At 56.8% G+C, this 14,331-nt stretch carries 5 protein-coding genes; all 5 read left to right on the top strand.

Features of this window, described 5'->3' with window-relative positions:
• On the top strand, nucleotides 1-1,291 hold a 1,291-nt coding region (locus tag BMW49_RS06965; protein ID WP_090390874.1), incomplete at its 5' end, for an ATP-binding cassette domain-containing protein.
• Nucleotides 1,288-2,703 carry an HlyD family type I secretion periplasmic adaptor subunit gene (locus tag BMW49_RS06960; protein WP_090390871.1) on the top strand — a complete coding sequence of 472 codons (1,416 nt, stop codon included), beginning with the start codon at nucleotides 1,288-1,290 and terminating at the stop codon, nucleotides 2,701-2,703. The genes BMW49_RS06965 and BMW49_RS06960, both read left to right, overlap by 4 nt.
• 269 nt (nucleotides 2,704-2,972) lie before the next feature.
• Nucleotides 2,973-3,362, top strand: coding sequence for a hypothetical protein (locus BMW49_RS24470; protein WP_139133791.1), 390 nt, complete (start codon nucleotides 2,973-2,975; stop codon nucleotides 3,360-3,362).
• A 228-nt stretch (nucleotides 3,363-3,590) separates the two neighbouring features.
• Entirely contained in the window at nucleotides 3,591-4,109 is a 519-nt protein-coding gene (locus BMW49_RS06955) for a hypothetical protein (protein ID WP_139133790.1), read from the top strand.
• A gap of 814 nt (nucleotides 4,110-4,923) precedes the next feature.
• A complete protein-coding gene (locus BMW49_RS06950) occupies nucleotides 4,924-14,190 on the top strand; it encodes a calcium-binding protein (protein WP_167362783.1) in 9,267 nt (3,088 codons plus the stop codon).
• Nucleotides 14,191-14,331: the final 141 nt, after the last annotated feature.

Here is a 14,331-nt window from a genome sequence, read left to right as displayed (position 1 = left end):
TATCGCCGTGATGTTTATGTACAGCGGCTGGCTGACCCTGGTGGTGATCCTGTCGCTGCCGCTGTACTTCATCGTTTCCCTGCTGATTACCCCGGTGCTGCGCGCGCGCCTTAACGAGAGCTTTGCCCGTGGCGCAGAGAACCAGGCGTTTCTGGTGGAGACGGTCAACGGCATCGATACCCTCAAATCCATGGCGGTCGAGCCACAGATCAACCGCAAGTGGGATAACCAGCTCGCCGGCTATGTGGCAGCGAGTTTCAAGACGCAAAATCTGTCCAACCTGGCCAATGAAAGTGTTGGTTTCATCGGCAAGCTGGTGACGGTGGTAACCCTTTGGCTGGGGGCGCGTTTGGTCATCGACGGTGACCTGAGCGTAGGCCAATTGATCGCCTTCAACATGCTCGCCGGTCGGGTGTCGCAGCCGATCATGCGCCTGGCTCAACTGTGGACCAACTTCCAGCAAACCGGCGTCTCGGTGCAGCGCCTGGGCGACATCCTCAACACCCGTACCGAGGTTTCCCAGGCCTCGCGCAGCGCGCTGCCGCCGATCAAGGGCAATGTCGAGTTCGACCAGGTGCAGTTTCGCTATCGCCCGGATGGATCCGAGGTGCTGCGTGGGGTCAGCCTGAGCATTCAGGCGGGGGAGGTGATTGGCGTCGTGGGTCGCTCAGGCTCGGGTAAAAGCACGCTGACGCGCCTGCTCCAGCGCCTCTATACCCCCGAGCGGGGCCGGGTACTGGTCGATGGCATGGACCTGGCCCTGGCCGATGTCTCCTCGCTGCGTCGGCAGATTGGTGTGGTCCTGCAAGACAACATGTTGTTTGCCCGTAGCATTCGCGAAAACATTGCCCTGACCGATCCTGGCGCGCCCATCGAGCTGGTCATGCAAGCGGCCAAGCTGGCGGGTGCCCACGAGTTCATCCTGGAACTGCCGGAAGGCTACGACACCGTGGTGGGGGAACACGGCGCCTCGCTCTCCGGCGGCCAGCGCCAGCGCATCGCCATCGCCCGGGCCTTGATCGGCAACCCACGCATCCTGATATTCGACGAAGCGACCAGCGCCCTGGACTACGAGTCCGAGCGGGTGATCCAGCAGAACATGCAAGCCATCTGCAAGGGCCGCACAGTCATCATCATTGCCCATCGGCTGTCTGCCGTGCGCGATGCCAACCGCATCCTGGTCATGGACCGCGGACAGATCGTCGAGCAAGGTACGCATGCCGAACTGCTTACCCATCAAGCCGGCCACTACTCGCGCCTGCACCGCCTGCAACACGGTGGTGCCGCATGAGCGCCAAACGCGACCTGATCAACCGTTACCGTCAGGCCTGGCGGCATTCCTGGCAACAGCGTAAAGCCATGGATGCACCGCCACGCTTGAGCCATGAAGTGCAGTTCTTGCCTGCCGCCCTGGCGCTGCAGGAAAAACCCGTACACCCCGCACCGCGCTATATCCAATGGACCCTCATGCTGTTTGCGGCCCTGACCTTGCTCTGGGCCTGCATCGGCGAAATCGACGTGGTGGCCACCGCCAGCGGCAAGATCGTCCCCAGCGGCAAGACCAAGATCATCCAGCCCAGCGAAGTGGCGGTGGTCAAAGCGATTCATGTCTACGACGGCCAGCACGTCAAAGCCGGCGAACTGCTGGTCGAGCTGGACGCGCAAATCACCGGCGCCGACGTCGACCGCCTGAAAAGCGACCTGCTGGCAGCCCAGGTCGACCGGGCTCGGGCCAGTGCCTTACTCGCTGCCATCGAGCAGCGCAGCGAGCCGCCCAACCTGGCCGCGCTGATCCCCGACGCCAGCCCCGAGGTCCAGCAGGCGGCGCAGCGTTGGGTGCAGGGGCAATACCTGGAACTGCGCAGCACCCTCGACCAAAGCGACGCGGAGATCGAGCAGCGCAGCGCGGAAATCCAGTCGGTGCGCACCAGCATCGCCTCCTTGAACCAGACCCTGCCCATCACCCGCGAACTGGCCGCCGACTACAAACGCCTGCTGGATAAACAGTTCATCGCCAAGCACGCCTACCTGGAGCGGGAACAAGCCCGCCTCGACCAAGAGCGCGAACTGGCCCTGCAACAAGCGCGCATCGCCGAACTCAGCGCCGCGAAAAAAGCCGCCGAAAGCCAACAAAACAGCGTACTCGCGCAAACCCGCCGGACCATGCTCGACCTGCAGCATGAGGCAGAGCAACGCGCCGCCGGGCTGGCCCAGGAGCTTAAAAAGGCCGAACAGCGCAACCGCCTGATGCACCTCACCGCCCCGGTAGACGGCACCGTGCAACAACTGGCCATCCACACCCACGGCGGCGTGGTGACCGAGGCCCAACCGCTGATGGTGATCGTGCCGAGCGACCAGCCGGTGGAAGTGGAAGCCATGCTGGAGAACAAAGACATCGGCTTTGTCCGCCCCGGCCAGCAAGTAGAGATCAAGGTCGAGACCTTCAGCTTCACCAAATACGGCGTCGTCGACGGTGTGGTGCAAAGCATCTCCAACGATGCGATTGAAGATGAAAAGCTTGGTCTGGTGTACAGCGCACGAATACAGCTTAAGAAGAACACAATTCAAGTGGGCGAGAACCTGATTGCGTTGTCGCCGGGGATGGCAGTAAGGGCGGAAGTGAAGACCGATAAGCGGAAGGTGATTGATTATTTCTTGAGTCCGCTTAAACAGCATGCGGCGGAGAGTTTGGCTGAGCGTTGAGATATATATAGTCTTCGGAGTTGGTTGGTTTGTCGAGCTTTCATGCCGGTAACTTCGCACTGTTAAGTTAATTTTCGATACTGTCTGGGTAAGGCGATAATGTGTCAGGAGTGTGCTTCGTGGGTAGGTGGTAATTTATTTCTTAGTTTGGTGCGCATAAGTATTATTAGATGTGGAGATATCAGATGTGTAGGCGATGCTTTGTGGGGCTGATGGCTTGTTTTATATCTTCATGTATGTATTTTCCGGTGCTGCGTGATGATTTTTCAATGCTGAAAGATGATGTATTTACTAAGACGGTAAAGGCAGTCAGAAAGGCAGATGGCCCTCATTTGTTAATCGACAAATATAGTGGTTGGTATATTGGAAGTGAGTATTTTCGCTGGATGACAGTCAGTCAGCTTGAAAGCTATTTTTTGAGCGCGGGTGGAATATGCCACACGAGTGATCTGGATTCCACGGTGTTGTTTTGTAAGATAAATAGAGAGTGGAGCTATAAAAATGTTGGCGCGTACTCTGATCCTAGAGAGTGGTGTACGCCCAGTATGGTTTTTACATATAAATTCCATCTTCTTGAACGTTTTAAAGATAGCACGGCATGGTCTGAATTAGAGTTTGATGCGGTTGATGTAGGAACCTGCCCTGTCCGTGATAAGTAGTCAGTAGGGATGTTTAGAACATAAATAAGTGCAGGTCGAGACGTTCAGCATCACCAAATGTGGCGTCGTCGACGGCGTGGTGCAAAGCTTTTCTAACGATGCCATTGAAGATGAAAAACTTGGCCTGGTGTACAGCGCATGAATACAGCTTAAGACGAACAGGATTCAGGTGGGTGAGTACCTGATTGCGTTGTCGCCGGGGGTGTCGGAAAGGGCGGATGAATAATCGTGGACGAATCTTTAGTGAGTTTATTAGGTATGGTTGCTGGAGTTCGCGGCTGGATTCTAGTCGTAGCTTTATTTTCTACTTTATGCTCATGCATGTATGTACCTGCGCTTCGTGATGATTATTCTGATATGCGAGATGATGTGTTTACGGAGACGATAATAAAGGTTAGGGGAATTGTTGATAGTAGGTTTGTGATAGACGAGTTTGCTGGATGGGTGGTTGGTAAAGATTTTTTTGAAAATAAAGAAATTGATTATATATGGATTTACTTTTCTGAGGCCGGCGGAGAGTGTAGAAAGAACGAGCCTGGCTCAGGGGAGTTGATGTGCGAGCTAGATCGGAAATGGAAATATAAAAATATTGGTGCAGATTCAGACCCGGTTACATGGTGTGTGCCTGGATTAAAGCTCATGTATAAATTTAAATTCTCGACTGAGCGTGATGGTAAGGATTATTGGTCGGATTTAGAGTTTGGCACTGAGAGCTCTACGATATGTCCTGAATTATTCATAGAATAAGTGCAACGCTTGAAACGATAGGCAGAGGCCCCGCCACCGGTAGAATCCAGGCTCTCACATCAAAGGATTCATCGCAGATGACTACATATTACCTTTCGAGGGAAATGACCCCCGCGAGGTGTTATTAGGTCAATTAGACAGGAGGTTTTGAGTGGATAAGTACAGCATTGAAGCACGCTCGTTGAATATTCTCGGGGGTTGGAGTCATAACTATTGGGTTATGCGAGACCCCGATGGAAAAATTATTGCAGAGTTGCATGGTCTGGCAACGGAAAGGGACACAGGGCAGCCAGTAGCAATTGGGACATCAGATCGCCACTCTTTGAGGGCATGGAGCTACGTCGATGGTAGTCAGGCAAGTGCTATTGGTATTCCTCAGGAAAAATTCGCAAGGAGCGGGTACGTTAAAGAGGGGCAAAGAAGTAAAGTCGTATATTCAGGGGATTCGGCCGATGTATTTGCCCGGTGGGCAACCGCTGTTCGAGCAATCGATGTAATAAATAGGCAGGATCTTGACTATCCTGTGGGTGGAGTAAATGTCTTTTCGGCGACAGTGAATAGTAATTCAATGTTTGCCACTTTTGGGGAGCTAATGTCTCTGCCGGTTACTAATTTCTCTGGGCTAATTGAACCTGGTATTAATAACTTGGCGCTTCCAGAGGGTGTAATTGATGCTATCAGGTCTACTCCTTTGGGAACGTTTGATTGGTCTAGTGCTTTTAATGCTGTGGGCGCTCAGAGTGGAGCCAATTTTTTCGAGCTAAATATTAACAATGTATCAGTTTTGGCGGAAAAAAGTCCTAGTGATAAGGACGTGGAGGAAGCGCAGATCAGGAACGGAATGGTCCTGGGAAATGCCAGCTGGCATATTGGATATGATCCAAATAAATTAAATCTTAATCAGCATAGTAATGGTTGGATAAATAACACTTTCACTGCTGCAGCCACACAAATATTAGCCGACGGTTATCGGCCTGGTAATGGTAATACTGTAAAAGAGGTTTTTGATTTCAGCCTGCGTAACGCTAGCCAAGGCATTTCCTACGGCAGTGCCCTAGGAGCCCTGTTGAACTCCGGTGACGCCCGCGCGCGGCTGACGTTGCCAACCGATCCGCTGGTGTTGGATCTCAATGGCGATGGCGTACGTTTGACCGACTACCTGACGTCGCCGGTATTCTTCGACGCCGACAACGACGGCGGTAGTCTTGAAGAGACCGGTTGGGTCAGCCCCGAGGATGGCATCGTGGTCGTCGACGGCAATACCAACGGCAAGATCGACAATATTAGCGAGACACTTTCTGAGTATTTTGGCGGGACGGCGGGTACCAATGGCGAAGCCGGGCAAAAGCGTTTCGCTAATGGCTTTGCCGCGCTTGCGAGTCTAGACAGTAATGCCGATGGCGTGTTCGACAAGCAGGATGCTGCCTGGTCGAATGTCAAGGTCTGGGTAGATGCCAATCACGATGGCAAGAGCTGGAACGATCTCAACGGTAACGATGCGATCGATGCCGGTGAAACCAGTGAACTCAAATCACTCGCAGATCTGGGGATTACCCAGGTCAACCTGGGTAATCAGATACAAAGTGGCGAAGTGCGTGACGGCAATGAAGTGCTGGCACGCGGTACTTTCGTGCAGAACGGTATCAGCAAGGAAGCCATCGCCGCGAACTTCCTGGCTAACCCCAACGGTCATGTTTTTACCGCAAGTGGCACAGGTACCGTGGTTTCGACCCAAGGTTCGGGAGAAGTCTCGGCCGTGAAAGGTTATGTTTCTTCGTCGGCTACGGGAGAAACTATCGATGTCGCCCAGAAAGGCGTCAATAACGCTACCGGTGGTTCCGGTAATGATGTGTTACAGGGCGATGCCCAGACCAACTGGCTTGCCGGTGGTCAAGGCAGTGATACCTTCAATGGCGGCGCGGGTGACGATGTTCTGTTGATCGATGGGGACGACCTATCTGCGAATATTCACGGTGGAGAAGGCACCGATATCGTACAGGTGCTGGGCGATAATAGTGTTTACCTCAATCTGGCGGACGCCAGTGTTGAAATTGCCCAGGGTGGTCGAGGAAACGACACTTTCATTGGCGGCGGGCTTAGTACGGTCTACATGCGCGGTGGCGATGGCGACGACGTACTCATCGGTGGGTCAGCCAATGACGCGCTATCGGGTGAGAACGGCAACGACACGATTATAGGCGGAGCGGGCAACGACGTATTACGCGGTCATCGCGGCAATGACCGTATTCAGGGCGGTTCGGGCAATGACTTGATCGATGGCGGTCAGGATGACGATAACCTTGGCGGCGGTGTTGGTGACGACATCCTCACCGGTGGTGCCGGCGATGATCAGATTGATGGCGGCGCCGGTGTAGACGTCATCGAGTTGTCCGGCGAGTTTAGCGATTACCGCATCACCCGAACCGCCGAAGGCATCTGGATCAGCGATACCGTGGCAGGCCGCGATGGCACGGACTTCCTGCAGAACGTCGAGAAAGCCAACTTCAAGAACCTGAAGCTGGTTGAGATTCCAACTGCTATCAGCGAGGGGCTGGAGAATGCGCTGCTGGTCAAGGATGTCCTGGGCAAGGACAAGAACGGTGTGGCGTTCGAGCGCACCCGCGCGCACCTGATCGGCAAGGAGCAATTGCTGCAGAACGACATCGATTGGCAGCATGACGCGTTGCACATCACGGGCTTGTTCGATGTGGTGGGCGGAAAGGCTGTCGTGACCCAGGCCGGTGACGTGCTGTTCACGCCGGACGCCACTTTCACCGGCATCATGGGCTTCAAGTACAGCGTCGCCGACGCCAAGGGCAACGAGGCCAGTACGATCGTCAATATGGGCACCGGCGAAAGCGCGACGATGCGTGCTGCTGTGTATCTGAAGACGTCGGACCTGCCCGACGATCCGCTGGTGACCGATCAGTGGTACCTGTCCCAGGCCAATATCCTGCCGGTATGGAAGGACTACACGGGTAAAGGGGTGAGGATCGGGCAGTTCGAGACCAATGGCGCCTTTGGCACAACTAAAGAGATTCTCGATTACCGGCACGCCGACCTGAAGGACAACATCGACCAAAACTGGCTGGCCAATGCCACGCCGGGGCAGATGGCGGGCGAGGGCAGCGGTGGCAAGTTCAGCGACCACGCGACCCTGGTCGCCGGGGTGATGGTCGCCGCGCGCAATGGCGAGGGTAGCGTCGGTGTCGCCTACGACGCCACGGTGGCCGGTTACTGGGTCAATAAAGACGACTTCAGCACCATGTCCCACATGTATGAATACGATGTGGTGAACCACAGCTGGGGCAGCAGCTTTCACTTCGACCTGAAGTTCAGCCCCGCCGAGCTGGGGATATTGCCGACGGCCTATTACCAGGCCATCGACGAAGGACGCCACGGTTTGGGGACGGTAATTGTCACGGCGGGCGGCAACGATCGGGAAAAGGGCGGTAACACCAACTACTCGAACGTCTCCAATACCCGCAGCAGCATCGTGGTCGGCGCGATCAACGCCATCACCGATCTGGGGGCGTTGCAGCTGGGCGACAAGCCATTTTCCAGCCCTGGCGCCAGCATCCTGGTCAGTGCGCCAGGCTCCAACGTGACCTCGACCTCACGTCTTGTGCAGAACGACAACGGGTCCACGTTCGGTGGTGATACCAGCGTTTCCCAAGGCACCAGTTTTGCAGCTCCCATCGTCTCCGGCATCGTGGCTTTGATGCTGGAAGCCAACCCGGAGTTGGGGTATCGCGATGTGCAGCAAATCCTGGCGATTTCGGCCCGCAAGGTAAACGACCCCACGACCTCGTGGCAGACCAACGGTAGCGAGAATTGGAACGGCGGCGGCATGCACGTCAGCCACGACTACGGTTATGGCGAGGTCGATGCCCGTGCCGCCGTGCGTTTGGCGGAAACCTGGAACACCCAGCAGACACTGGGTAACGAGTTCCGCCTGACGAGCCCGCTGGAGTCCGGCGCGCTCAACCGCGCGATTACCGACGGACAGGGCGCGGGCATCAGCCATTCGCTGACGATGGGTGCCGTCGACATTCTGGCCGAGCATGTCGAGGTCAAGGTCAACCTGAGCCATGCGCGGCCAGGGGACCTGATTCTCAAGCTGATCTCGCCGTCGGGAACTGAATCCATCCTGATGAATCGTCCGGGCAAAGCCCCGGGCAGCGCGGCGACTGATCGTGGGAATGCCGATTTTAACGGTCAGAACACCTTGAACTATGTCTTTGGCACGGCTCTGCTGCGTGGCGAGGCGGTGCAAGGAAACTGGACGCTGCAAGTGATCGACAGCGTGACCGGCGATACCGGGACGCTCAACAGTTGGAGTCTGAATGTCTACGGCAAGGGCGACACTATTGACGACCAGTATGTGTACACCAACGAGTACGCCCAACTGGCCGCTTCGGGCGGGCGCAATGCGCTTAACGACACCGACGGTGGCCAGGACACGATCAACGCGGCGGCAATCTCCAGCGCCAGTGTGATCGATTTGTCCAAAGGCGAGGCCACCCTGGCCGGCGCTCGTTTGGCGATCACCCATGCCGCGCAGATCGAGAACCTGATCGGGGGTGAGTTCGCCGACACGTTGATTGGTAACGCTGCGGACAACCAGCTCTCCGGTGGTCGTGGTGGTGATGTGCTGGCGGGTGGTGCCGGCGTCGACACGCTCATCGGCGGCAAGGGCAGCGACACCTTGACCGGCGGCGCTGGCACGGATTATTTCGTGATCGACCAGGCCGCGGGAGACATCGACACCATCACTGATTTCGTGATCGATACCGATCGAATCGTGCTGTCCGGCTTTGATGCCGAGGTCTATACGGCAGCGACCATTACCCAGCAAGGCGCCGATACTCGGTTGAGCCTCGCGGATGGGCAAGTTCTGCTACTCAAGAACGTTCAGTCCGAAGGCTTGACGCTACGTAATTTCGTCAATATTCCGGACGGTGTGCGCCTGAGTCAGTTGGCGCAGGCCTCGGGTTACGGTTTCGGCGTCAGCGGTGCCAATACCGAGCGCAATTTGCCGGATGTGACCGGTGGCTTCCTGTATTGGACCAACGATAGCGGCGAACGCGTGTTTGGCGGCACCGGTGCCGATACGATCGTGGGTGGCCAGGGTGACGATGTACTGGTTGGAGAGTCTTCGACGGCCTCGACCGTAGGTGGCAATGACATTATCAGCGGAGGCGAAGGCTACGATGTCATCCGTGGTGGCGCTGGCGATGATGTATTGCGTGGCGATATCGGGCTGGATTACCTGGGAGGTGACGCCGGTAACGATGTGCTCTACCTAGAGGGTGACCAGGCCATCGAGGACCATGCCTTCACCACCTTGCTCTCACCGAATATCAACCTGAGCGGGGCCGCCACGCACACCGGTGCCTCTGTTGCGGGCGGTGCCGGTAATGACCGCTTTGTGCTGGTCGAAGACCTTCTGGCCTGTGCCTCGCAGGGAGTCATGGGTAACCTGATCGACGACTTCGAAATCGCCAATCCCAACGAGAAAATCGATCTTTCGCAGATTCGTGCGGTACACAGCTTTGCTGAGTTGAACTTCAGCACCGTGACGGTCGATGGTGAGCAATATCTGAGGGTCTGGTTGGGCACGATGGCCAGCGGTACTCAGTACATCACGCTTAAAGGCGTGACTGCCGGCCAGCTCTCGGCGGCCAATTTCATTTTCGGCCAAGCGGTCACACAACCCAAGGTGCTGCTGAGCGGTACCGGTGCGAATGATCTGTTGGTCGGCGATGCCGGAGGCAACACGCTCGACGGTGGCGCAGGCGCCGATGTCCTTGAAGGGCGAATGGGGGACGATACCTACATCGTCGATAACGCAGGGGATGTCATCAAGGAAGTCGTAGGCGGAGGCTATGACGTGGTCAAGTCCAGCGTCAGCCATGTCCTGGCCAATGAGGTGGAGTCTCTGCAGTTGCTGGGCAGTGCCGCCATCAATGGCACCGGTAATGAGCTCTCCAACCGTTTGGTTGGCAACAGTGCAAACAACATCCTCAATGGCGCCGGCGGCTCCGACGTGATGATCGGTGGTTTGGGCGACGATACCTATGGGGTGGATGACGGTTCCGACCGGATCGTCGAATCCGAAGGCGCGGGCACCGATACCGTCAATTCCGCGGTCTCCTTTACGCTGGCCAACCACCTGGAAAACCTGAGCCTGACCGGTACCGCGGCGATCAATGCCACGGGCAACGCGGCCAACAATATCTTGCGTGGCAACGTCGCCGATAACCGTCTCGACGGCGGCCAAGGCGCAGACCGGATGAGCGGCGGCCTGGGGAACGACACTTACTTCGTGGATAACGCCGGTGACGCAGTCGTGGAGGATCTCAATGGTGGTAATGACACGGTTATTTCCACCCTCGACTACACCCTGGCGGCCAATGTCGAGGCATTGACCTTGTCCGGTTCTGCCTTGAATGCCAGCGGTAACGAGCTGGCGAATGAACTGATCGGCAACGAGCGCAATAACCGTTTGTATGGGGCTGCGGGCAATGACTTCCTGCAAGGTGGCAGGGGGGACGACCGCTACGTATTCGGCGTTGGCCAGGGTCAGGATCACATCAATGAAGACCTGGAGGCGGCTGGCGGTATTGACACCATTGTGTTCGAAGCGGGTATCAAGGAAAGCGATGTCGCTGTCGACCATTCCGCCCAGGGCATGCTGCTGCGCCTGAATGACGGCCAGCAAATCATCTCCGGCTGGACGGCCGCTCGCGGTCATAGCATCGAGCGTATCGAGTTCGCCAACGGGACGGTCTGGAATACCGCGACGCTGTCTACGCTAATCAATCGCGCGCCAACCCTATCGACAGTGATTGCCGACCAGAAGGCTGCTGAGGACAGCGCTTTTGTCCTGACGCTCGCGGCCAATGCCTTTGTCGATGCGGACACGGGCGATACTCTCCAGCTGAGCGCAACCCTTGCCGACGGCAAGCCATTGCCTGCCTGGTTGAGTTTTGATGCCAAGACTCGCACGTTCAGCGGTACGCCCAATAATGACGCGGTGGGTAATATGGCGATCCGAGTCACGGCAACCGACAAGGCGGGGTTGTCTGTCAGCGATAGCTTTGAAGTCCAGGTCAGTAATACCAACGATGCACCGGTCTTGGTCAAGGCCATTGCCGACCAAGCCGTCGTCGAGGGAGCGCCTTTGACATTCGCGCTGCCGACAACCACGTTCACGGATAGCGATGCCGGGGACCGGCTGAGCTACCAGGCGACATTGGCCAACGGTTCGGCGCTTCCTGCGTGGCTGGTCTTCGATGCGGCCACTCGAACCTTCAGCGGCACGCCCACGCAGACCGGAACCGTCTCGGTCAAGGTTTCAGCCGTGGACCTGTCTGCAGCCGTGGCAAGTGACGTGTTCGATATCGTGGTCAATGCCCAAGCCGTCACCAATGGCACCGCGGCTGCCGATAGACTCAACGGCGATGCCTCGGACAACGTCATCAACGGGCTGGGCGGTAACGACTCGATTTACGGTCGGGATGGAAACGATGTGCTGAACGGCGGCGATGGCGCCGACTGGATTTACGGTGGGGACGGTAACGATACCTTGGACGGTGGTGCCGGTAATGACAGTCTGCGTGGCGATTTCGGCAATGACACCTATCGGTTCTACCGGGGTATGGGCCAGGACAGCGTCACCGATTTTGACTGGACGGTTGGCAACATCGACACCATCCAGGTCGCGGCTGATATTGCCCCTGCCGATGTGATCGTCAGCCGGGACCAGACTTACCTCACGCTGGCGATCAAAGGTACGACCGATAAATTGTCGATCACCTTCTTCAATCGTTCGAATTACATCGTGGAGCGCGTCGAGTTCGCCGATGGAACGGTCTGGGGGATCGATGCCCTCAAGCAAATGACCAAAGGCGTCGCCAGCAACGCTGCCGATACCTTGTTCGGCGACATCGGCGCCGATGTCCTCGATGGGCTGGAGGGGAACGACAAGGTCTACGGCGACGCAGGTGACGACAGGCTGGAAGGCGGCGCCGGTAACGACTCGCTGGGAGGCGGGGATGGCAATGACATCCTCAATGGGGGGGCGGGTAACGATTATCTGAGCGGCAATAACGGCAATGATCGCCTCGATGGCGGTATCGGCAACGATCAATTGTCGGGGGACGCAGGCAACGATACCTATCTGTTCTACAGGGGCATGGGTCAGGACACGATCAGCGAGTTCGATTCGACCGCCGGAAACAGCGATACGATCAAGGTCGCCGCCGACATTAAACCCGGCGATGTCATGGTCAAGCGCGAGGGGCGCGATGTTTACCTCGCCATTAAAAACACCACCGACCGGATGACGATCTACAGCTACACCGACACCAACTACCAGGTTGAACGAGTCGAGTTTGCTGACGGGACCGTCTGGTCTCTCAGTGATCTCAAGCGTCTGTCGTTTGAGGTGGCAACCAATGGAGCCGATACGCTGTACGGCGACGAAGCCAATGATCGGTTGGACGGGCTTGACGGTAATGACAAGTTGTCTGGCCTGGCCGGTAACGATGTGCTCAACGGCGGAGCGGGCGAGGATACGCTTGATGGTGGAATGGGGCGGGATACGCTGGATGGTGGGGCGGGCAATGACTCGCTGTACGGCGGTTCCGGCAATGACATCTATCTCTTCCAGCGCGGTGGTGGCCAGGACGTGATTTCCGATCGCGACTGGACCAGGGGCAATCTTGACGTGATCAAGTTGGCACAGGGGATCAGCCCAGGTGATATCAAGGCTTCTCGAGTGGATGGCAATCTCGAGCTTGCGATCCTCGGCACGTCCGACAAGCTGATCATTCGCAACTGGTTCTATTCCACTGACTCGCAGATCGAACAGGTTCAGTTCGCCGATGGCACACTCTGGGACGTGGCAACGCTGAAGACCCTGTCCAAGGGCGTGGCGAGTGAGGGCAACGATGTTTTGTACGGCGACGAGTCCAGTGCCGATACCCTCAACGGCTTGGGGGGTGATGATTCGCTCTACGGACTGTCGGGCAATGACACACTGAATGGCGGCTCCGGCAACGACAAACTGTTTGGTGGCGCGGGTATGGACACGCTCGATGGTGGTGCCGGCAAGGACTCCCTTTACGGTAATGCCGGTAACGATACCTATCTGTTCTACCGCGGGGTTGGGCAGGATTGGATAAGTGACTACGACTCTTCGGTGGGTAACCTCGATACGATCAAGGTAGCCGCAGGTCTGAAACCGTCCGATATCCAACTCAGTCGTGACGCCAGCCACCTCTATTTGGGCATTGCAGGCACAACCGACAAGCTGACCGCTTACAGTTGGTTCTCCAACAGCGCGCAGCGGATCGAGCAGATCCAATTCGACGACGGAACCCTCTGGAATACCGACACCATCAAGCGCATGACCAAGGGCACTGCTACCTCGGGTAGCGATACATTGTTTGGTGAGGATGCACTGGCCGACTCGTTAAGTGGCCTTGACGGCGATGACACACTTTACGGGTTGGGCGGTAACGACAGGCTGTCGGGTGGCAACGGGGCCGATGAGCTGAACGGTGGCGACGGTTCGGATACCTTGCTGGGTGGGGCAGGCGATGACCGGTTGTATGGTGATGCAGGCTCCGACACCCTGATAGGTGGAGCAGGCAATGATCAGTTGAGTGGGAGTCGCGGTAATGATCTTTATCGATACGAGCGTGGGGATGGCCAGGATGATATTGACGATTTCGACCCGGACGCCAACACCGATGTATTGCAGTTCGGTGCCGGTATTTCCGCCAATCAACTCTGGTTCAGCAAGAGCGGCTGGGACCTGGAGGTGAGTGTCATTGGTACTGCCGATAAAGTCACGATCTCCAGTTGGTCTTTCTGGAGCTCAGACAGTTGGGAGAAAGCCCAGCACATCGAGCAATTCCGTACCGCCGATGGCAAAGTCCTGTTGGACAATCAGGTCGATCAACTGGTGAGCGCCATGGCCGCTTTCTCGCCACCTGCACCAGGTGAGACTTCGTTGCCGAAGAACTATCAAACGTCGTTGAATGCAGTGATTGCCAGCAACTGGCAATAGTATTCCTAACTGCCGCACCTTTAAGCGCGGCAGTTCGATGGCTACGCTCTGCGTGGGAACGATCAATCTCCAGGTAGGAGGGGCTTCAGCGGCGACCTGCGGATGTGGATAGGTCGCCGCTGAAGCGCCTCCCACACTCGG

The sequence above is a fragment of the Pseudomonas cuatrocienegasensis genome (assembly GCF_900110925.1).
GTDB lineage: Bacteria > Pseudomonadota > Gammaproteobacteria > Pseudomonadales > Pseudomonadaceae > Aquipseudomonas > Aquipseudomonas cuatrocienegasensis.
Note: the sequence above shows the minus strand (reverse complement) of the source record. Positions and strands in the feature narration are given on the sequence as shown.

Coding starts and splice junctions, on each gene's coding strand:
- BMW49_RS06960 (WP_090390871.1), top strand. CDS start 1,288: ATGAGCGCCAAACGCGACCTGATCAACCGTTACCGTCAGGCCTGGCGG.
- BMW49_RS24470 (WP_139133791.1), top strand. CDS start 2,973: ATGCTGAAAGATGATGTATTTACTAAGACGGTAAAGGCAGTCAGAAAG.